19 protein-coding genes are annotated in these 18,650 nt (G+C 64.9%); 9 read left to right on the top strand and 10 right to left on the bottom strand.

Annotated features, from left to right (window positions below; all coding sequences use genetic code 11):
- Window positions 1-210: 210 nt before the first annotated feature.
- From Amn_RS11585 to hutI, 7 genes are all read right to left on the bottom strand, one after another.
- The gene (locus Amn_RS11585) at window positions 211-783 is read right to left on the bottom strand and encodes an NADPH-dependent FMN reductase (protein WP_067963236.1); all 573 of its coding nucleotides are present in this window, start codon (window positions 781-783) and stop codon (window positions 211-213) included.
- Window positions 784-897: 114 nt separating this feature from the next.
- Window positions 898-1,467: a HutD/Ves family protein gene (locus Amn_RS11580; protein ID WP_067963241.1), complete on the bottom strand. Its 570-nt coding sequence runs from the start codon at window positions 1,465-1,467 to the stop codon at window positions 898-900.
- Window positions 1,467-2,792, bottom strand: a complete 1,326-nt coding sequence (locus tag Amn_RS11575) for a YjiH family protein (protein WP_067963246.1) — start codon at window positions 2,790-2,792, stop codon at window positions 1,467-1,469. Before Amn_RS11575 ends, Amn_RS11580 begins: the two co-directional genes overlap by 1 nt.
- 72 nt (window positions 2,793-2,864) lie before the next feature.
- Window positions 2,865-4,538, bottom strand: a complete 1,674-nt coding sequence (hutU, locus tag Amn_RS11570) for a urocanate hydratase (RefSeq protein WP_154385427.1) — start codon at window positions 4,536-4,538, stop codon at window positions 2,865-2,867.
- A gap of 13 nt (window positions 4,539-4,551) precedes the next feature.
- Complete coding sequence (gene hutG / locus Amn_RS11565; RefSeq protein ID WP_286297158.1) at window positions 4,552-5,379, bottom strand: N-formylglutamate deformylase; 828 nt, start codon at window positions 5,377-5,379, stop codon at window positions 4,552-4,554.
- A complete protein-coding gene (hutH, locus tag Amn_RS11560; protein WP_286297157.1) occupies window positions 5,376-6,920 on the bottom strand; it encodes a histidine ammonia-lyase in 1,545 nt (514 codons plus the stop codon). Before hutH ends, hutG begins: the two co-directional genes overlap by 4 nt.
- Window positions 6,917-8,146 (bottom strand): imidazolonepropionase, encoded by a 1,230-nt coding sequence (hutI, locus tag Amn_RS11555; RefSeq protein ID WP_502874760.1) that lies wholly within the window; start codon window positions 8,144-8,146, stop codon window positions 6,917-6,919. Before hutI ends, hutH begins: the two co-directional genes overlap by 4 nt.
- Before the next feature lie 94 nt (window positions 8,147-8,240).
- Here hutI and Amn_RS11550 point away from each other — a divergent pair, with 94 nt between their 5' ends.
- From Amn_RS11550 to Amn_RS11540, 3 genes are read left to right on the top strand one after another with little or no spacing between them, the layout of a single operon-like run.
- On the top strand, window positions 8,241-9,593 hold the full coding sequence (locus Amn_RS11550; RefSeq protein ID WP_286297155.1) for a formimidoylglutamate deiminase: 1,353 nt from the start codon (window positions 8,241-8,243) through the stop codon (window positions 9,591-9,593).
- 36 nt (window positions 9,594-9,629) lie between these two features.
- Window positions 9,630-10,373, top strand: coding sequence for a histidine utilization transcriptional repressor HutC (hutC, locus tag Amn_RS11545; RefSeq protein ID WP_286298025.1), 744 nt, complete (start codon window positions 9,630-9,632; stop codon window positions 10,371-10,373).
- A 32-nt stretch (window positions 10,374-10,405) separates the two neighbouring features.
- Window positions 10,406-10,846 carry a DUF8220 family protein gene (locus Amn_RS11540; protein ID WP_286297154.1) on the top strand — a complete coding sequence of 147 codons (441 nt, stop codon included), beginning with the start codon at window positions 10,406-10,408 and terminating at the stop codon, window positions 10,844-10,846.
- A gap of 91 nt (window positions 10,847-10,937) precedes the next feature.
- Here the strand turns inward: Amn_RS11540 and Amn_RS11535 are convergent, their stop codons facing one another.
- Window positions 10,938-11,282, bottom strand: coding sequence for a RidA family protein (locus Amn_RS11535; RefSeq protein WP_055979001.1), 345 nt, complete (start codon window positions 11,280-11,282; stop codon window positions 10,938-10,940).
- 195 nt (window positions 11,283-11,477) lie between these two features.
- On the opposite strand from Amn_RS11535, the gene aztA reads away from it, so the two are divergent.
- The 6 genes from aztA (at window position 11,478) to Amn_RS11505 (ending at window position 17,308) form a co-directional block, all read left to right on the top strand.
- The gene (aztA, locus tag Amn_RS11530) at window positions 11,478-12,353 is read left to right on the top strand and encodes a zinc ABC transporter ATP-binding protein AztA (protein WP_286298024.1); all 876 of its coding nucleotides are present in this window, start codon (window positions 11,478-11,480) and stop codon (window positions 12,351-12,353) included.
- An 8-nt stretch (window positions 12,354-12,361) separates the two neighbouring features.
- Window positions 12,362-13,228 carry a zinc ABC transporter permease AztB gene (aztB, locus tag Amn_RS11525; RefSeq protein WP_154385512.1) on the top strand — a complete coding sequence of 289 codons (867 nt, stop codon included), beginning with the start codon at window positions 12,362-12,364 and terminating at the stop codon, window positions 13,226-13,228.
- 23 nt (window positions 13,229-13,251) lie between these two features.
- Complete coding sequence (gene aztC, locus Amn_RS11520) at window positions 13,252-14,187, top strand: zinc ABC transporter substrate-binding protein AztC (RefSeq protein WP_263007456.1); 936 nt, start codon at window positions 13,252-13,254, stop codon at window positions 14,185-14,187.
- Between the two features lie 136 nt (window positions 14,188-14,323).
- Window positions 14,324-15,514 carry a zinc metallochaperone AztD gene (aztD, locus tag Amn_RS11515; RefSeq protein WP_154385433.1) on the top strand — a complete coding sequence of 397 codons (1,191 nt, stop codon included), beginning with the start codon at window positions 14,324-14,326 and terminating at the stop codon, window positions 15,512-15,514.
- A gap of 141 nt (window positions 15,515-15,655) precedes the next feature.
- Window positions 15,656-16,876, top strand: a complete 1,221-nt coding sequence (gene zigA / locus Amn_RS11510) for a zinc metallochaperone GTPase ZigA (RefSeq protein WP_286297153.1) — start codon at window positions 15,656-15,658, stop codon at window positions 16,874-16,876.
- Between the two features lie 93 nt (window positions 16,877-16,969).
- On the top strand, window positions 16,970-17,308 hold the full coding sequence (locus tag Amn_RS11505; RefSeq protein ID WP_067963282.1) for a protein tyrosine phosphatase family protein: 339 nt from the start codon (window positions 16,970-16,972) through the stop codon (window positions 17,306-17,308).
- A gap of 46 nt (window positions 17,309-17,354) precedes the next feature.
- On the opposite strand, the gene Amn_RS11500 is transcribed toward Amn_RS11505, so the two are convergent.
- Both Amn_RS11500 and Amn_RS11495 read right to left on the bottom strand, forming a co-directional pair.
- Window positions 17,355-17,891 (bottom strand): DinB family protein, encoded by a 537-nt coding sequence (locus tag Amn_RS11500; RefSeq protein WP_286297152.1) that lies wholly within the window; start codon window positions 17,889-17,891, stop codon window positions 17,355-17,357.
- An 8-nt stretch (window positions 17,892-17,899) separates the two neighbouring features.
- Window positions 17,900-18,643 carry a fumarylacetoacetate hydrolase family protein gene (locus Amn_RS11495; protein WP_286297151.1) on the bottom strand — a complete coding sequence of 248 codons (744 nt, stop codon included), beginning with the start codon at window positions 18,641-18,643 and terminating at the stop codon, window positions 17,900-17,902.
- Between the last annotated feature and the right edge of the window lie 7 nt (window positions 18,644-18,650).

Genomic DNA, 18,650 nt, shown 5'->3' with positions numbered 1-18,650 from the left:
ATGGCGTCGGCGCCGCCAATCTCCCTCCGCGCCTCATAGCAGTGCAGGGCCGCGAGCGGAACGCAAGGATTGGGGCTTTTTCGTGTTCGCATGATGAATCTTTGCCATATTTCAGGCGCTGCGCGTCAACCTTCGCAACACCGGCATTTCTTCAGCCGAATTTCAGGCCACCACCGTGGCCAAACGGGCTTCGAACCGCTCAGCCGCCACTCAGCCGCCGCGGGGCAACACGGTGTAGACCCTGACCACGAAGGCATGGAATTCGGCCATGTAGTTCTTGAGGAATTCGGCGGTGCCTTCATTTGTCACCTCGCCCTCGTCGGTGATCAGTCCTGGCTTGAACTGGATGTAGGCTTCGGGCGCGTTCATCTGCGGCGAGTTGCAGAAACTCAGCACGCTGCGCAGGCTTTGCTGGGCGACAGCGGTGCCGATCGCGCCGGGCGAGGTGCCGATGACAGCAGACGGTTTGCGGGTGAAGGAATTGGTGCCGTAAGGCCGGCTCGCCCAGTCGATGGCGTTCTTGAGGCCGCCGGGGATCGAGCGGTTGTATTCGGGCGTGACAAACAGCACGGCATCGACGCCGGCCAGTGCCTTCTTGAAGGCGCGCGCCGGCGGCGGAAAGTCGGCGTCGTAGTCATAGCTGTAGAGCGGCAGGTCGCGAAACGGGATCTCTTCCATTTCGAGGTGCTTGGGCGCGAGCCGGACCAGCGCCTTGGCGAGCTTGCGGTTGATCGACGCTGTGGCAAGGCTGCCGACGAAATAGCCGACCTTGTAGGTGTCCATGGCACATACTCCACTGCGCCGCGCGATCTGGATCGCCGGCCTGACCTACCCGTCCCCCAGGGGAGTGTTTGCCAGTTCCGCGCCGATGTCACGACGATTTTGGAGATTGCCCTGTTATATCAGGCGAATGGAGACCTTGAGAAGCGATACCGGCCCGTTCGGCGCGACCGTCAAGCTGGCCGGCCCGTCATCTGAATAGAGCGTATCGAAGGCCGCGACCGCTTCGCTGCCGATGCGCGCCGCACCTGATGCGACGAAGACCAGGCTGATGCCCTGCCCCAGGGCGATTTCGCCCGGGTCCGAAAATTCCAGCCGCTCGACAGCATGGCTGACACGGTCGCGCCGGGTCATGACGTTGAAGTCGAGCACCGGCCCGTCGATGAGCACGGCCTCGGTGCCGACATCGCCTGGGAAAGCGTAAGGCTGCGACTGCGGAGACAACGCCACCGGTGCGGCATCGCCCGCGGCAAGCTGCATCGTGCCCGACAGAACGGTCAACGTCCGGTCGATGCCGGCAAAGACCGAAAACGGCCCGCCGCCGGCGACCTGCGCCATGGAGATGCGCCAGTCGAAGGCGTCGAGCCCGGCCGCGGACGGCCAGGCCAGGATTTCGGTCGTCACGCCGCCGCCGTTCTTCCACGGCATGGGGCGGCAGTCGGCGTGACGGATGATGCGCGCTGCCATTACGCCAGCCAGCCCATGCTGATCGCCAGCCAGGCGATCGGAGCGGTGACCAGAATGCTGAGAGCGGTGCGGATATACCAGATGATGATCAGGTCCCGGAAAGACAGAGGGATGGACGTCGCCAGCACGCACGGGATCGATGCCGACAAAAACAGCACCTGGCTGACCGACACGACCGCGGCAACGAACCTCAGCCCGAGATCGGCTTCTTTCAGCAGGATCGCCGGCAGGAACATTTCCGCCAGACCGGAAGCCAGCGACTTTGCGGCAAGCATCGGATCGTTAAACTGCGCCAGCCAGGTGAATGGATACAGCGCCAGACCCAGTATGTCGAAGATCGGCGTGTATTTGGCCGCCAACAGACCGAGAAGCCCGACCGCCATGATGCTGGGAAGGATGATCGATGCCATGCGCAGGCCGTCGATGAAGGTGTCGCGCAGCAGCGCGTGCAGAGGCGGAGCCGCCTGGGCCTGGTCGAGGCCGACATCGATCGCCGTCTGGAGGCGGGACTTTCCGGCCGCAAGCGGCTGGTCGCGGTTGGCGGGATGATCCTTGCCGGAGATCGGCCAGATCCGGGCGGTGATTGCCGAAACGACGAACGTCACGACGAAGGTGGTCCAGAAGTAGAGGTTCCAGTTGCCCATCAGGCCGAGGGTCTTGGCGACGATGATCATGAAGGTTGCCGAAACGGTCGAGAAGCCGGTGGCGATGATCACCGCCTCGCGGACGGTGTATTTGCCTTCCTTGAAGACCCGGTCGGTGATCAGCAGCGCCAGCGAATAGCTGCCGACAAAGGACGCAACCGCATCGATGGCCGACCAGCCCGGCGTCCGCCAGACCGGCCGCATGACCGGCTGCACAAGCACACCCGTGAACTCCAGCAGGCCGTAGCCGACGAGGAAAGCGAGCGCCAAAGCGCCGATCGGCACGATCAAGCCGACCGAGAGCACCAGCTTGTCGAACAGGAAGGGCAACATGTCGGGGGCAAAGAAAGTCTCCGGCCCGACCCCGGTGAGATACATGACCGAGAGCCCGAGCCCGAGGACACGCAGGGCCGAAAAGATTGCTTCGGTGACGTTCCTGTTCCAGGAACCGCGAACGAACGGGCCGATGGCGCCATAGGCGATCAGCAGACAGACGAAGGCAACCGCCACGGGGCGCAACTGGACCGCCAGCGCGGTCGCGGCATGATCAAGGAGGATGGTGGATTTTGTGCCGATCGTGACCGGTACGAAAAAGAAGACTATGCCAATGAGGCTGAAAAGCACAAGTTTCAGGCCGGCGCCGGCCCGCGATCCGCCTTCATGGCTGGTGATATCGGTCATGAGGGTCCTCCTCCCAGTAAGTCAACAAGATGCGAGGCGGCACCGGGTGCCGCCTCGCAAGGTCGATCAGTTTCAAAGGATTCCGGGCAGGTTGAGGCCCTTATCCCTGGCGCAGTCGAGCGCGATGTCGTAGCCGGCATCCGCATGGCGCATGACGCCGGTCGCCGGGTCGTTCCACAACACGCGCTCGAGACGGCGGGCGGCATCCTCGGTGCCGTCGGCGCAGATGACCACGCCCGAATGCTGCGAGAAGCCCATGCCGACGCCGCCGCCATGGTGCAGCGACACCCAGGTGGCGCCCGAGGCGGTGTTGAGCAGCGCGTTGAGCAGCGGCCAGTCAGAGACGGCGTCCGAGCCGTCCTTCATCGCCTCGGTCTCGCGGTTCGGCGAAGCGACCGAGCCGGAGTCGAGGTGATCGCGGCCGATGACGACAGGCGCCTTGAGCTCACCCTTGGCGACCATCTCGTTGAAGGCGAGGCCGAGGCGGTGGCGGTCGCCGAGGCCGACCCAGCAGATGCGCGCCGGCAGGCCCTGGAAATGGATGCGCTTGGCCGCCATGTCGAGCCAGTTGTGCAGGTGCTTGTTGTCGGGCAGCAGTTCTTTCACCTTGGCGTCGGTCTTGTAGATGTCCTCGGGATCGCCCGAAAGGGCTGCCCAGCGGAACGGTCCGATGCCGCGGCAGAACAGCGGCCTGATGTAGGCCGGCACGAAGCCCGGGAAGTCGAAGGCGTTCTCGACGCCCTCTTCCTTGGCGACCTGGCGGATGTTGTTGCCGTAGTCGACGGTCGGGATGCCCATCTTGTGGAAGTCGAGCATCGCCCTGACGTGCACTGCCATCGAGGCACGCGCCGCCTTTTCGACCGCCTTGGGGTCGCGCTCGCGCTTTTCTTCCCACTCGGCAACGGTCCAGCCAATCGGCAGGTAGCCGTTGACGGGGTCATGCGCCGAGGTCTGGTCGGTCACCGCATCCGGCTTGACGCCGCGCTTGACCAGTTCGGGCAGGATTTCGGCGGCATTGCCGAGAAGGGCGACCGAAATCGCCTTCTTGTCCTTGCAGGCCCTGTCGATGATGGCGAGCGCATCGTCGAGATCCTTGGCCTGGACGTCGACATAACCGGTCTTGAGGCGCATCTCGATGCGGCTTGCCTGGCATTCGATGGCGAGGCAGGCGGCACCGGCCATGGTCGCGGCCAGCGGCTGGGCGCCGCCCATGCCGCCGAGGCCGGCGGTCAGGATCCAGCGGCCGGCGAGGTCGCCGCCGAAATGTTGGCGGCCCATCTCGACGAAGGTCTCGTAGGTGCCCTGAACGATGCCCTGGCTGCCGATATAGATCCACGATCCCGCGGTCATCTGGCCGTACATCATCAGGCCCTTCTTATCGAGGGCGTTGAAGTGGTCCCAGTTGGCCCAGTGCGGCACCAGGTTGGAGTTGGCGAGCAGCACGCGCGGCGCATCCTTGTGGGTGCGGAACACGCCAACCGGCTTGCCCGACTGGATCAGCAGCGTCTCGTCGCCTTCGAGCTTGCGCAGGGCAGCGACGATGCGGTCGTAGCTGTCCCAGTCGCGGGCAGCACGGCCGATGCCGCCATAGACGACGAGCTCGCCCGGCTTTTCGGCGACGATCGGGTCGAGATTGTTCATCAGCATGCGCAGCGGCGCTTCGGTCAGCCAGCTCTTGGCGGTGAGCTCGGTGCCGGTGGCGGCGCGGATGACGCGGGCATTGTCGATGCGGGAATGTTGGGTCATTACGAAAACCTCCCTAGGAGTGTCGGCTGCCCGCCCAGGCGAGCGCGGTTTCAAGGATCTTGGTGAGCGTCGCGCGCATCGGTGCGGCGAATTCGGGATCGTAGCGGCTCGGCCAGTTGGCCGGTTCGACCTTGCCTTCCGGCTCGAGCATGTAGCCGCGGCAGGACAGTTCCATCTGCAAGGCATGGACGCCCTGCTCCGGCTGGCCGTGCCGGCGGGTGATCCAGCCGCCCTTGAAGCGGCCATTGACCACCCAGGGCCTGCCGCTGGCTGCCATCAGCGATGCGACCTGTTCCTGCAAGGCGGGATCGGCACTCTTGCCGGAATTGGTGCCGAGGTTGAACAGCGGCAGCTTGCCGTCGAACAGCCTGGGGATGATCGAGCGGATCGAATGGCAGTCATAGAGCACGATCTCGGGATGCAGTGCCCTGAGACGGACGATCTCGCCTTCGAGCGCTGCATGATAAGGATCGTAATAGGTCTGGCGACGCCTTGCGACTTCGGCCTCGTCGGGCTCCTGTCCTTCGTTGTAGAGGGCCTCGCCGTCGAAAGTCGTGGTCGGGCAGAGTTCGGTCGTCGCCTGGCCGGGATAGAGCGAGGCGCCGGAGGGGTCGCGGTTGACGTCGATGATCGAGCGCGACACCGTGGTGCGCACCACCGTTGCACCGAGGCCGGCGGCAAAATCATAAAGCTGCTCGATCCACCAGTCGGTGTCGCGCCGCGCCAGCCAGCGCGACACGAACAGATCGTCCAACCCGGCAAGGTCTATGCCGGTGTGGGGGATGCTGACGAGCAGCGGGGCGTCGCCACGCTGCACCGTCAACCAGGGCGCGCCGCTCATCTTTCGCCACCCGAGATCTCGGGCAGGCCGACGCCGGCGATCGCCTGGACGATGGCGCCGCTGCGGACAAGGGCGATGGCCTTTTCCATGTCGGGATGGAAATGGCGGTCGTCGTCAAGATGCGGAATCTGGGCACGAACGAGCTTGCGCACGGCCTCGAGCGCCGAACTCGAGGCCAGCGGCGCATGGAAGTCGCAGCCCTGGGCCGCGGCAAGCAGCTCGATGCCGAGCACGCCATTGGCGTTTTCGATCATGCCGAGCAGCCGGCGGGCGCCATGGGCGGCCATCGAGACGTGGTCTTCCTGGTTGGCCGAAGTCGGGATCGAATCGACGCTGGCCGGATAGGCCTTCTGCTTGTTCTCGGAGACCAGCGCGGCGGCCGTGACCTGCGGGATCATGAAGCCGGAGTTGAGACCGGGCTTCGGCGTCAGAAACGCCGGCATGCCCGACAGGGCCGGATCGACCAGCATGGCGATGCGGCGTTCCGACAGCGAGCCGATCTCGCAGACGGCAAGCGCGATCATGTCGGCGGCAAATGCCACCGGCTCGGCGTGGAAATTGCCACCCGACAGCGCGGTGTCGTCCTCGGTGAAGATCAGCGGATTGTCGGTGACGCCGTTGGCCTCGGTGCCGAGCGTGTCGGCGGCCTGGCGCAACAAGGTCAGGGCAGCACCCATGACCTGCGGTTGGCAGCGCAGGCAGTACGGATCCTGGACACGCTCGTCGCCGATGCGGTGGCTTTCGCGAATAGCGCTGCCGGCCATCAGATTGCGCAGCGTCTCAGCCGTCTCGATCTGGCCGCGGTGCTTGCGCAGGACATGGATGCGCGGGTCGAACGGCGCATCCGAGCCCTTGGCGGCATCGGTCGACAGCGCGCCTGACACCAGCGCCGAATGATAGAGGTTTTCCGCCTCAAACAGAGCGGCGAGCCCGTAAGCGGTCGAGAATTGGGTGCCGTTGAGCAGCGCCAGGCCTTCCTTGGCGCCCAGGGTGATCGGCTCGAGTTCGTGGGTAACGAAAGCGACCTTGGCCGGCACGATGCCATGCGGGGTGTGGCAGTCGCCGACGCCGATCATCGTTGCGGTCATGTGCGACAGCGGCGCCAGATCGCCCGAGGCGCCGACCGACCCTTGCGCCGGCACGACCGGAATGACGCCCTTGGCGAGCATCTGCTGCAACAGGTCGATGGTCTGTTCGCGCACGCCGGAGGCGCCCTGCGCCAGGCTGGCGAGCTTGAGCGCCATCATCAGGCGGGTCACGGCAACCGGCATCGCCTCGCCGACGCCGGCGGCATGGCTGAGCACGATGTTGCGCTGGAGCGTTTCGAGGTCATTGGCCGGGATGCGGACGCTGGCGAGCTTGCCGAAGCCGGTGTTGATGCCATAGACCGGCTCGCCCTTGGCAACGATCCGCGCCACCGTCTCCGCGCTGGCCTTGATCCCGGGACGGCAGGCCGGATCGAGTTCAGGAACGGCGCCGCGATAAATGGCGCGCCAGTCGGCAAGCGTGGCATTGCCGGGGTTCAATACAAGCGTGGTCATTTTCCCCTCCAGATACGGGCATGGAGCGGGTTGAACCCCATGCGATAGACAAGTTCGGCCGGGCTTTCGATGTCCCAGATGGCGAGATCAGCCCATTTTCCTTTTTCGAGCGTGCCGGTCTCGGTGAGCAGCCCGAGCGCGCGAGCCGCTTCGCGGGTGGTGCCGGCGAGGCATTCCTCGACCGTCATGGCAAACAGGGTCGCTGCCATGTTCATGGTCAGAAGCAGCGAGGTCAGCGGCGAGGTGCCGGGATTGTTGTCGGTGGCAACCGCCATCCTGACGCCGTGGCGGCGGAACAGCTCGACCGGCGGCTTTTTGGTCTCGCGGATGAAATAGAAGGCGCCGGGCAGGATGACGGCGACCGTGCCTGCCGCAGCCATTGCGGCGGCACCGGCGTCATCGGTGTATTCGAGATGGTCGGCCGACAGCGCACCATAATGTGCGGCAAGGGCCGCACCGCCGAGATTGGACAGCTGGTCGGCATGGAGCTTGACCGGCAGGCCCTTGGCGCGCGCGGCGTCGAAGACACGCGTGATCTGCGCGGTCGAGAATGCGATGCCCTCGCAGAAGCCGTCGACGGCGTCGGCAAGGCCCTCGGCCGCGATCCTGTCGAGCATCGGGCCGGCAACGAGGTCGATATAGGCGTCCTTGTCGCCGTTGGCTTCCGGCGGCAGCGCGTGCGCCCCGAGGAACGTGGTGCGCACGGTCACCGGCCGCAGTTCGGCCAGGTGCCGGGCGGCGCGCAGCGACTTGGCTTCGTTGTCGAGGTCGAGACCGTAGCCCGACTTGACTTCGACGGTGGTGACACCTTCTGAAACCAGCGCATCGAGGCGCGGCAAGGTCTGAGCCACCAGATCGGACTGGCTCGCCGCGCGCAGCGCCTTGACCGACGAGACGATGCCGCCCCCTGCCCGCGCCACCTCTTCATAGGTCGCACCCGCCAGCCGCATCTCGAACTCGTTGGCGCGGTTGCCGGCATGGACGAGATGGGTGTGGCAGTCGATCAGGCCCGGCGTGATCCAGCGCCCCTCGCAGTCGATGAGGTCGGCACCGTCGCGCAGAGCCTGGGGCATGTCGGCTTCCGGGCCGGCAAAGACGATGCGGCCGTCACGGGCGGCAATCGCACCGTTTTCGACAATGCCAAGGCCGGTGGCAGCTTCAGCCAGCGTCGCCAGCCGCGCATTGCGCCAGATTCTTGCCGATGTCGCTGATTGGTTGCCAGCCATCATCTTTTTCGTTTCCTCCAACTGCGATTATGTATATACATATCAGAAAGGCGATGCAAGTGCTATCGTGCACATGAAAGGTGAGGAGATTCTGGTGGCGACGATCTTTGCGGAACAGGCGCTGCTGGCCGACGGCTGGCAACGCAACGTGCGGATGACATTGGCCGGCGGCCGCATCGCGACGGTGGAAACAGGCAAGGCCGCTCAGCCCGGCGACGAGCGCCACGCCATTGTCCTGCCCGGCATGCCCAATCTGCACAGCCATGCCTTCCAGCGCGGCATGGCCGGCCTCGCCGAAATCCGCGGGCCGTCGTCGGACAGCTTCTGGTCCTGGCGGGAGGTGATGTACCGCTTCGCGCTGTCGATGACACCGGAGCAGGTCGAGGCGGTCGCAGCCCAGCTCTATGTCGAAATGCTGGAGGCCGGTTTTTCTCGCGTCGGCGAGTTCCACTATCTCCATCACGACCGCGACGGCAGCCCCTATGCCAACATCGCCGAGATGGCCGAACGCATCGCGGCGGCCTCTGTCGATACCGGCATCGGGCTGACCTTGCTGCCGGTGTTCTACGCCCATTCGGGTTTCGGCGGCGCGCCCGCCAATGACGGCCAGCGCCGATTCATCAACGATACGAATCGCTTCGCCAGGCTTTTTGAGAGGTGCGGCGAAGCGCTGAAGGGCATCAACGGTGCGGTGCTCGGCCTTGCGCCGCACAGCCTGCGCGCCGCAACGCCTGACGAACTGGCCATAGTCACCGCGCTGACGTCAGGCCCTGTTCACATCCACATCGCCGAACAGGTCAAGGAAGTCGAAGACTGCGTCGCCTGGTCGGGCGCCCGGCCGGTGGAATGGCTGCTTAGCCACGCCGATGTCGACAGGCGCTGGTGCCTGATCCACGCCACCCACATGACCGAAGCCGAGACGATCGCCATGGCGCGGTCGGGCGCGGTCGCCGGCCTGTGCCCGATCACCGAGGCCAATCTCGGCGACGGCGTCTTTGCCGCACCGCTGTTTGTCGAACATGGCGGCAAATACGGCGTCGGCTCGGATTCGAATGTCGAGATCGGCCTCAGTGGCGAACTCAGGATGCTCGAATATTCGCAGCGCCTCGCCCATCGCGCCCGCAATGTGCTTGCCACCTCAGGCCAGTCGACCGGCCGCGCCTTGTTCGATGCGGCACTTGGCGGCGGCGCCCAGGCGCTCGGCGTGGGCACGGCGGGACTTGGCGCCGGCGCTGCCGCCGATTTCGTCTCGCTCGCGCCCACCCACCCGACGCTTGCCGGCAAGTCGGACGACGCCATTCTCGATGCCTGGATCTTCGCCTCGGGCGGAAAAGTCGACTGTGTCTGGGCAAATGGCCGCAAAGTCGTGACTGATGGCGCACATTTCCGCAGGGATGCTATTGCGGCCCGGTTTCGTAACGTGATGATGGAACTGACGGCGGCGTAAGAAAGGGAGACTGGGGTGTCCGATTCGATAGCGGAGATGGTTGAAGAGACGGTTGGCGGCGATGCATCGACATCGCTCTACCAGCGCATCCTCAACGACATCAGGGACCGCATCGTCTCGGGCGAATGGGAGCCCGGCTACCGCATTCCGTTCGAACACGAGCTGACCGAGCAATATGGCTGCTCGCGCATGACCGTGAACAAGGCGCTGTCGCAGCTCGCCAAGGCCGGGCTGATCGAAAGGCGGCGCCGCTCCGGCAGCTTCGTGCGCCGGCCGCAATCGCAGGCGGCGGTGCTCGAAATCCACGACATCCGCGTCGAGGTCGAAGCGCTCGGCCTGCCCTATCGCTACGAGCTGATGGCCCAGACCAAGCGGCGCGCCACGACAGTCGACCGCGACAGGCTCGGCCCCAGCCCGTCGACCGCAGGCCAGCTCCTGGCCTTGCAGTGCCTGCATTATGCCGGGGTGCGTCCATTCTGCGTCGAGGACCGGCTGATCAGCCTCGCCGCCGTGCCCGAAGCCGCCGATCAGGAGTTTCGCAAATCGGCGCCCGGGCCGTGGCTGATCGGACAGGTGCCGTGGAGTGCTGCCGAACATGTCATTCGCGCCGCCTCCGCCGATGGCGAGACGGCCGCCGACCTTGGCCTCGCCAGCGGCGCGCCCTGCCTGATCATCGAAAGGCGGACCTGGAGCGCAGAGCGCCCGGTCACCCATGTGCGCTTCACCTATCCGGCCAATGCGCATGCCGTGGTGGCGCGCTTCACGCCGTCCGACGGCTAGGCGATTTTGAGCGAGCATCCGCCGGCGGCAACATGCAGCTCAGTCCTGCCCGCCCAGGCGGTCTTGAGCAAAGGCTTTCATCTCACGCCAATCAGCTTCGATTGTCGCCGTGCATGTCGAGTGTCAAATTGCGCCCCACGAAAAACATCCAGATCATCGACGGCGCTGAGAACGCCACCTTCAGCGTGTTCCAGGCAACGGAGGAGGAGTTTGCCGCCATCTTCCCGGCTGGACGCGACGTGGAGTTGGTCGAAGACCTGATCGAGCGGCTCGGCAAGAAGGCCGCAGGCTCGGTCCTGGCGCAGTTGTGGAGCCGTCCCGTGCTGAAGCGCGATGCCTTGGGAATTCATGGCACCCTGTTCTACGACAATCAGCATCGACGACCCCATATGCCGTTGTCGAAGCGTGAAGTCGATTGGGACGATGGCTCCGTCAACCAGGCTCAGCGGGACCTGTTCGCCAGACACCGTTAGTTTTTCCAAGTCGCCTCGATGCAGAATCAGAAACGCCGCGCATCCCCTTGGATACGCGGCGTTCTTTGGGCTTCGAGCCGAAACGCGTCGCTTATGCAGCGGCGGTGACGATGATCTCGACCTTGTATTCCGGGCCGGCCAGCTTGGCTTCGCCAGTGGCGCGCGCCGGCGTGTTGCCCTGCGGCACCCAGCCATCCCAGACCGAGTTCATCTCGGCGAAGGTCGACATGTCGTCGAGCCAGATGATCGCCTGCAGGATCTTGGTCTTGTCGGTGCCGGCCTTGGCGAGCAGCGCGTCGATCTCGGCCAGGATGGCCTTGGTCTGCGCGGCAACGCTTTCGCCCGGGGCGCCGACCTGGCCAGCCAGGTAAACGGTGTTGTTGTGGATGACGATCTGGCTCATGCGGGGGCCGACATCGATACGACGAACGCTCATGGGTGGGTCTCCTTCCGTTAGGGGTGGCGCCTTCTTAGATTTTGCCACCTCCCCGGGCAAGGCCGCAGTGGTCGAATTGCGTGGGCCAGCGGCTTTGCCGCACCGATCCACCGGTTTGTCGCCCGACCTCGTTGACTAATGTAATAACATCACATATCCAGGGGGACCAGTTCGCTGCGACAAAGCATGAAGCCGATGACCGACGCCTGCCTGACATTCAAGGACCTGACGCTTGGCTACAACAGCCATCCGGCAGTGCACCATCTCAGCGGCTCGATCAGCTCGGGATCGCTGACCGCCGTGATCGGCGCCAATGGCTCGGGCAAATCCACTTTGATGAAGGGCATCGTCGGCGTGCTGAAGCCGATGGCCGGCATCTGCACCGTCACACCGGGCAAACGCGTCGCCTATCTGCCGCAGCAGTCCGAACTCGACCGCAGCTTCCCGGCCCGCGTCGTCGATCTTGTCTCGCTCGGTCTCTGGCCGAGGCGCGGCCTGCTTGGCCGCTATTCCAGGGAAGACCGCGATGCCGTCTCCAAGGCGCTGATGGCGGTTGGCCTCGAAGGTTTCGAAAAGCGCGCCATCGACACGCTGTCGGGCGGCCAGCTGCAGCGCGCGCTGTTTGCCCGTGTGCTGGTGCAGGATGCCGATCTGATCCTGCTCGACGAACCGTTCAACGCGGTCGACGCCAAGACTGTCGGCGACCTGATCCAGCTGATCCAGCGCTGGCATGGCGAAAGCCGCACGGTGCTTGTCGTCGCCCACGACCTCGAACTGGTGCGCGCACATTTCCCGCACACGCTGCTTCTGGCCCGCCGGCCGGTCGCCTGGGGCGAAACGCGCGAGGTGCTGCGCCCGGAAAACCTGCTCAAGGCGCGCCGTTTCGACGAGGCCTGGCATGACGATGCGCCCTGGTGCGAGCCGGATGACGGGCACGGCCATGCGCATTCCCACGCTCATGGACATGACCACGCGCATTCCCACACAGAGGGACATGGCGGGCATCACCATCACGATCATGGCGAGGTCCATGATCATCCCGACCATGAATCCGGCCCCCGGGCAGCGTGACCTTCGCCATGTATGAGTTCCTGATCGCTCCTTTCGTCGAATTCGGCTTCATGCAGCGCGCGCTGGCCGGCTCGCTGATGCTGGCACTGGGCGCCTGCCCGGTCGGCGTCTTCCTGATGCTGCGGCGCATGAGCCTGACCGGCGACGCCATGGCGCACGCCATCCTGCCCGGTGCTGCCGCCGGCTTCCTGCTTTATGGCCTGCAGATCGTGCCGATGACCATTGGCGGGCTGATCGCCGGCGTCATCGTGGCGCTCGGCGCAGGTGCTGTGTCACGCTTCACCGTGCAGCGCGAAGACGCTTCTATGGCCGCCTTCTACCTGATCTCGCTGGCGCTCGGCGTGCTGATCGTGTCGCTGCGCGGCTCGAGCGTCGACCTGATGCATGTGCTGTTCGGCACCGTGCTGGCGCTCAATGACGACGCGCTGACGCTGATCGCGCTGATATCGGGCCTGACGCTTTTGACGCTCGCCATCTTCTGGCGCGCACTCGTCGCCGAATGCCTCGATCCGCTGTTCCTGCGCTCGGTCAGCCGGCTTGGCACGCCTGTCCATTTCATCTTCCTCGGCCTCGTCGTGCTCAATCTCGTCGGCGGCTTCCAGGCGCTCGGTACGCTGCTTTCGGTCGGCCTGATGATGTTGCCGGCAGCCGCGGCACGCTTCTGGACGGCGCGCGTCGAGCCGATGTGTGCGCTCGCCTTCGGCTTCGGCGCCATCTCCTGCATCGCCGGCCTGCTGGTGTCCTACCACGCCTCCCTGCCCTCGGGCCCGGCCATCATCCTGTCTTCAGGCGCGATCTATCTCGCCTCCATCCTTTTCGGCACACGCGGCGTCTTCAACACCAAGCTGCGCCGCCACCGCCACCGCACCGCCTGATCCGCTTCAACATGGAGAGACACATGCTCAGAACAATTGGCTTCGCCTCGCTTATGAGCGTTATAACATTAACTTCGCTGACCACGATTTCGGCCGCAGCCGAACCGCTGAAAGTGGTGGCGAGCTTCTCGATCATCGGCGATTTCGCCAGAAATGTCGGCGGCGACCGCATCGAGCTGACCACACTCGTCGGCCCCGACGGCGACGCCCATGTCTATGAACCTTCGCCCGCCGATGCGGTGAAGATGTCCAAGGCCGATGTCGTGCTCGTCAACGGCCTGCAGTTCGAGGGTTTCCTGCAGCGGCTTGTCGAGGCCAGCGCCACCAAGGCGTCGGTCGTCGAGCTGACAAAGGGCGTCGAGCCGATCAAGATGAAGGAAGAACATGAGCACGCCGCTGAGGCAGGCGGTGATGACCACCATCACGGCGACCTCGACCCGCATGCCTTCCAGTCGATCGCCAATGCCAAGATCTATGTGAAGAACATCGCCGACGCCTTCTGCGCGGCGGATGCCGCCGGTTGCGATGCCTACAAGAGCAACGCCGACGCCTATACGGCCAAACTCACCGCGGCCGAGACCGAGGTCAAGGAAGCGGTGGCATCGATCCCCGAGGCGAAGCGCACCGTCATCACCTCGCATGACGCCTTCGGCTATTTCGAAAACGCCTATGGCCTGACCTTCCTGGCCCCTGAAGGCATTTCGACCGAAGCCGAGGCCTCCGCTGCCGACGTGGCGGCCCTGATCTCGCAGGTTCGCGGCGACAAGGCGTCGGCGATCTTCGTCGAAAACATCACCAATCCGCGCCTTGTCGAGCAGATTTCGGCCGAAACCGGGGTCAAGGTCGGCGGCACGCTCTACTCCGATGCCCTGTCCAAGGCCGACGGCCCTGCTGCAACCTATATCGACATGATGAAGTCCAACATCGCCACCATCAAGGGCGCGATCCTCGGCAGCTAGGACTGCCCGTCCGAAGCACCGGCGGCCCGCGCGATCGGGCTGCCGCACGACCCAACCAGCCTGGTGAAGGCGGGGCGCAAAACCTCGCCTTTTCTTCTCGCACAATCTGTTATGTAATAACATTTATGAGGACATCATGAAACACCTGCTCGCCACGGCATCCGCGCTCGCCATGCTGATCGGCCTCGCCACCACCCCCGCCTCTTCAGAGGAAAAGACGGCATGGCGGCTGTTCGTCTCCGACCATGCAGCCTCAGTCGTCCATGCCCTCGACATGGAAACCGGCAAGACGATCGAAACCTTCGACGTCAAGGCGCCAACCAGCCTCTACCGCTCAGACAGCGGCCGCAGCATCTTTGCCGTGCAAGGCAAGGGCGACGTGATCTCGGTGCTGTCGAGCGGCATCGCCTTCGGCGACCATGGCGACCACGGCGACATCAAGGTCGAGGCACCCAAGCTGCTCGACGTCGCCTTCGAGGGCAAGAAGCCGTCGCATTTCGTCGATCATGACGGCGACATCGCCCTGTTCTTCGACGGCGAAGGCAAGGCGCGCGTCACCCGCGAGGCTGACATTCTGGACGGCAAGCCGGCCATCCGCGAGGTGGTGACCGACGCTCCCCACCATGGCGTCGCGATCGCCCTTGGCGACGACGTGCTGATATCGGAGCCCAACACGGACAAACCCGACGAGCTGCCGACAGGCATTCGTGTCGTCGATCGCGCCGGTGCGACCGTCGGCGATATCCATGCCTGCCCCGACCTGCATGGCGAAGCATCCTCGGGCAACCTGGTGGCCATTGCCTGCGCCGAAGGGCTTCTTATCACCTCAGGCGACGGCAAGATCGAGCTTTTGCCTTATGACAAGGCCTTGCCCGCGGGCAAATCGACGACTTTGGTCGGCGGCCGCGGCCTGCAATATTTCCTCGGCAATTATGGCCCAAGCGCTGTCGTGCTGATCGACCCGAAGTCGGAAGACGCCTTCCGGCTGATCGAGCTGCCGACGCGCCGGGTGCATTTCACCGTCGATCCGGTGCGGGCGAAATTTGCCTATGTCTTCACCGAGGACGGCCAGTTGCACCGCATCGACGTGGTCGCGGGCAAGATCGACGCCTCGCTGAAGCTGACCGAACCCTACTCCATGGACGGCCACTGGAGCGACCCGCGCCCGCGCATCGCGGTTGCCGGCAGCCGCATCGTCGTCTCCGATCCGCTCAAGAGCGTGCTGCATATCGTCGATGCTGAGAGCTTCAAGCAAGGCGACGACATCGCGCTCGAAGGCAAGCCCTTCAACCTCGTTGCCGTCGGCGGCTCCGGCGAAACGCACTGAGCAGCGACTCGCACATCCGGCGGCGTTCGCCGCCGGGCTCTTCCCCAACGTCCTGGCCGGCGGCATCCGTCGCCGGACTCTTCCCCCACGTCCTGGCCGGCGGCATCCGTCAACGGCTACCCACATCGAAGGGAATGACCAATGCCCGTCCCAAACAAGCCGACACGACTGCCCGTGACAGTGCTGTCCGGTTTCCTCGGTGCAGGAAAGACCACGCTTCTCAACCACATCCTCAACAACCGCGACGGCCTTCGCGTCGCCGTCATCGTCAACGACATGAGCGAGGTCAACATCGACGCAGCGCTTGTCCGCGACGGCGGCGCCGACCTGTCGCGCACCGACGAGCAGCTGGTCGAAATGACCAATGGCTGCATCTGCTGCACCTTGCGCGACGATTTGCTCAAGGAGGTGCGCGCGCTCGCCGGGCAGAACCGCTTCGACTACCTGCTGATCGAATCGACAGGCATTTCCGAGCCCCTGCCCGTCGCCTCGACCTTCCAGTTCCGCGACGAGAACGGCCAAAGCCTGTCCGACGTCGCCCGCCTCGACACCATGGTGACTGTCGTCGACGCCGCCAATCTGCTCAAGGACTATGCGTCGTCCGATTTCCTAAGCGACCGTGGCGAACAGGCCGGCCCCGGCAACGATCGTGCCTTGGTCGACCTGCTCGTCGAGCAGATCGAATTTGCCGATGTCGTCGTGCTCAACAAGGCCTCGACTGCCAGTGCCGCCGACCGCGACGCGGCGCGCAAGATCGTCGTCGCGCTCAACCCCGATGCCCGGCTGGTCGAGACCGATTTCGGCCGGGTGCCGACAGACACCGTCCTCGGCACCGGCCTGTTCGATTTCGACAAGGCCGAACAGCATCCCTTGTGGTTCAAGGAGTTGAACGGCTTTGGCGATCACGTGCCCGAAACCGAGGAATATGGCATCCGCTCCTTCGTCTATCGCGCGCGGCGGCCGTTCGACCCCGAGAAGCTGCACGCCTTCATCAACCGCCAATGGCCCGGCGTCGTCCGCGCCAAGGGCTTCTTCTGGCTCGCCACAAGGTCCGAATTCGTCGGCGAGATCAGCCAGGCCGGCGCCCTGGTGCGCACCGGCAAGCGCGGCCTGTGGTGGTCGGCAGTGCCGCGCGGGCAATGGCCCGACCATGCCGAATGGCATGAAGCGATGAAGCCCTATCTCGACCCGGTCTGGGGCGACCGCCGTCAGGAGATCGTCTTCATCGGCTGCGATCCGATGAACGAGCAGCAAATCCGCGCCGAGCTCGACCACTGTCTTGTCGACGCCTCGTCCTTCACGCCGGGCAAATGGCGCGATCTCGTCGATCCGTTCCCGTCCTGGCAGCGCCCGGCTGCCTGAACGAGGTCCTACAGCAGTTGCCCCGCGGCGCCAGCAGTGGCAAGACTGGCGCCGACGCGCCGCCAAGGCGGCCAACAAACTGTGAGGACCAAGATGGAATACCGTCAGATCACCGACGACTACTCGGTTTCAGGCCAGATCACCCCTGATGAAGTTGCCGCCATCAAGGCCGCCGGCTTCAAGAGTGTCATCTGCAACCGGCCCGACGACGAACAGCCCGGCCAGCCCTCCGCGGACAGCGTCAAGTCCGCCGTCGAAGCCGCCGGCCTTGCCTTCCGCTACATCCCGGTCATCAGCGGCGCCATGACCGGCGACAATGTTGCCGACATGGCCGAAGCGCTCGACGAGATGGACGGTCCTGTTTTCGCCTATTGCCGTTCGGGTACACGCTGCACCAATCTCTATATGGCAATCCAGCAGAGCAAGGGCTGACCGGCCAACCGGCAAGACGCGGTCACCGACACGCGTCTTGCCCGCTCTAGATCCCCAGCCGCTCGACCTCTTCTCCCCTGAAGCGCAGATCATAGTCGAGGAAGAACTCGTCGAGCTGCGGCGGCGCGACCGATGTGCCCGACAGCATCGCATGAACCTGGCCGCGGTGATGGATCTGGTGAATGAACAGATGGGCCAGGAGGTCGCCGATGCGTTCGGGGATCTGGCCGGCCTCGCCGCGATCCGACAGCACCCGCCTGTCGAGATCGGCTGCACTCAGACCGTCGCAACGGGCGACCAGTCGCCGGTCGAACTCGGCCTGCGCCGCGGCAAGGGCTGAGGCCGTGTCGAGCGCGACAAAACGATCGAACAGCTTCTGCCCCTCGCCGCCTTCCTCGATCATGTCGAGATAGAACAGGTCGACTTCCAGAATGTGGTTCAGCGTGTCCTTGAGCGAGGGGAAAAAGCTCGTCCGTTCGGCCTCGAGCTCACCCGGCTGCAGGGCCAGCACGGCGCGGTAGATGCGGTCGTTGGACCACAGATTGTTCCGCGCCATGCGGCTGAAATGGCCTGTCATTTCCACCAGGCGGCTCAGGCCGGCTCGAACCTGCCGACCTGGCGTTCGACAGCACCAAAGATCGAGTGGCCGGCCTTGTCCTTCATTTCGACGCGCAGCGTGTCGCCGAGCGACACCGACAGCGTCTCGACCGCGCCCCTGACGATGGCGCCGGTGCCAAGCGCGCGGCTGGCGGCGGCGTCCGCTATCAGCTTGGGAAAGCTGGTCCAGACCGAGGTGACGTTGCGCGCCCCGGCAACCAGCGGCAGATGCACGGCCCCGTCCCAGGCGCCGCCCAGCTCATCCGGGGTGACGGCGACAGGCGAAAGGGCCGAGGTGCCTGCCTGGCCGCCGTCGAGGGTCGTGTCGGTGGAGAGCACGATCAGCGCCACCGCGTCTTTCGCCGCCTCTTCGGTCGCAGCCATGGCAACGTCCGAGACGATCACCGCGACGGCCGCGTCGATTTTTGCGTCGCGGATCTTGCCGGGCAGTTCGATCGGATCGCGCGGGCCGGCAAAGGCATCGCCGCCGCCGAGCCGCTGGTAGGCGCGCGGCAAGGGCGAATGGGCGTCATGCTCGTGGAAGCGCGACGACGGCACCGCGCCGATTTCGAGCGAGCCGGCCAAAGCCGCGAGATGTGGGGAAATCCGGCGCCAGTCGTCCAGCGCCGCCTGCAGGTTGGGTGCCAGGAACGAGGCATCGGTGTATCGCGTCAGGTCGCGCGAGACGATGACCAGTTTCCCGTCACGCGAACCGTTCTTCAGCGTCGCCAGTTTCATGCACGTC

This window comes from Aminobacter sp. Y103A (assembly GCF_030294925.1).
GTDB classification, from domain to species: domain Bacteria; phylum Pseudomonadota; class Alphaproteobacteria; order Rhizobiales; family Rhizobiaceae; genus Aminobacter; species Aminobacter ciceronei.
Note: the sequence above shows the minus strand (reverse complement) of the source record. Positions and strands in the feature narration are given on the sequence as shown.

Excerpts from the sequence above, each read along its gene's own strand:
- Amn_RS11495 (WP_286297151.1), bottom strand. The coding sequence starts at position 18,643 with ATGAAACTGGCGACGCTGAAGAACGGTTCGCGTGACGGGAAACTGGTC.
- zigA (WP_286297153.1), top strand. The coding sequence starts at position 15,656 with ATGCCCGTCCCAAACAAGCCGACACGACTGCCCGTGACAGTGCTGTCC.
- Amn_RS11585 (WP_067963236.1), bottom strand. The coding sequence starts at position 783 with ATGGACACCTACAAGGTCGGCTATTTCGTCGGCAGCCTTGCCACAGCG.
- Amn_RS11505 (WP_067963282.1), top strand. The coding sequence starts at position 16,970 with ATGGAATACCGTCAGATCACCGACGACTACTCGGTTTCAGGCCAGATC.
- Amn_RS11580 (WP_067963241.1), bottom strand. The coding sequence starts at position 1,467 with ATGGCAGCGCGCATCATCCGTCACGCCGACTGCCGCCCCATGCCGTGG.
- hutG (WP_286297158.1), bottom strand. The coding sequence starts at position 5,379 with ATGAGCGGCGCGCCCTGGTTGACGGTGCAGCGTGGCGACGCCCCGCTG.
- hutU (WP_154385427.1), bottom strand. The coding sequence starts at position 4,538 with ATGACCCAACATTCCCGCATCGACAATGCCCGCGTCATCCGCGCCGCC.
- hutH (WP_286297157.1), bottom strand. The coding sequence starts at position 6,920 with ATGACCACGCTTGTATTGAACCCCGGCAATGCCACGCTTGCCGACTGG.
- aztB (WP_154385512.1), top strand. The coding sequence starts at position 12,362 with ATGTATGAGTTCCTGATCGCTCCTTTCGTCGAATTCGGCTTCATGCAG.
- hutC (WP_286298025.1), top strand. The coding sequence starts at position 9,630 with ATGGTTGAAGAGACGGTTGGCGGCGATGCATCGACATCGCTCTACCAG.
- Amn_RS11540 (WP_286297154.1), top strand. The coding sequence starts at position 10,406 with ATGCAGCTCAGTCCTGCCCGCCCAGGCGGTCTTGAGCAAAGGCTTTCA.
- aztC (WP_263007456.1), top strand. The coding sequence starts at position 13,252 with ATGCTCAGAACAATTGGCTTCGCCTCGCTTATGAGCGTTATAACATTA.
- aztD (WP_154385433.1), top strand. The coding sequence starts at position 14,324 with ATGAAACACCTGCTCGCCACGGCATCCGCGCTCGCCATGCTGATCGGC.
- Amn_RS11535 (WP_055979001.1), bottom strand. The coding sequence starts at position 11,282 with ATGAGCGTTCGTCGTATCGATGTCGGCCCCCGCATGAGCCAGATCGTC.
- aztA (WP_286298024.1), top strand. The coding sequence starts at position 11,478 with ATGACCGACGCCTGCCTGACATTCAAGGACCTGACGCTTGGCTACAAC.
- hutI (WP_502874760.1), bottom strand. The coding sequence starts at position 8,146 with ATGGCTGGCAACCAATCAGCGACATCGGCAAGAATCTGGCGCAATGCG.
- Amn_RS11575 (WP_067963246.1), bottom strand. The coding sequence starts at position 2,792 with ATGACCGATATCACCAGCCATGAAGGCGGATCGCGGGCCGGCGCCGGC.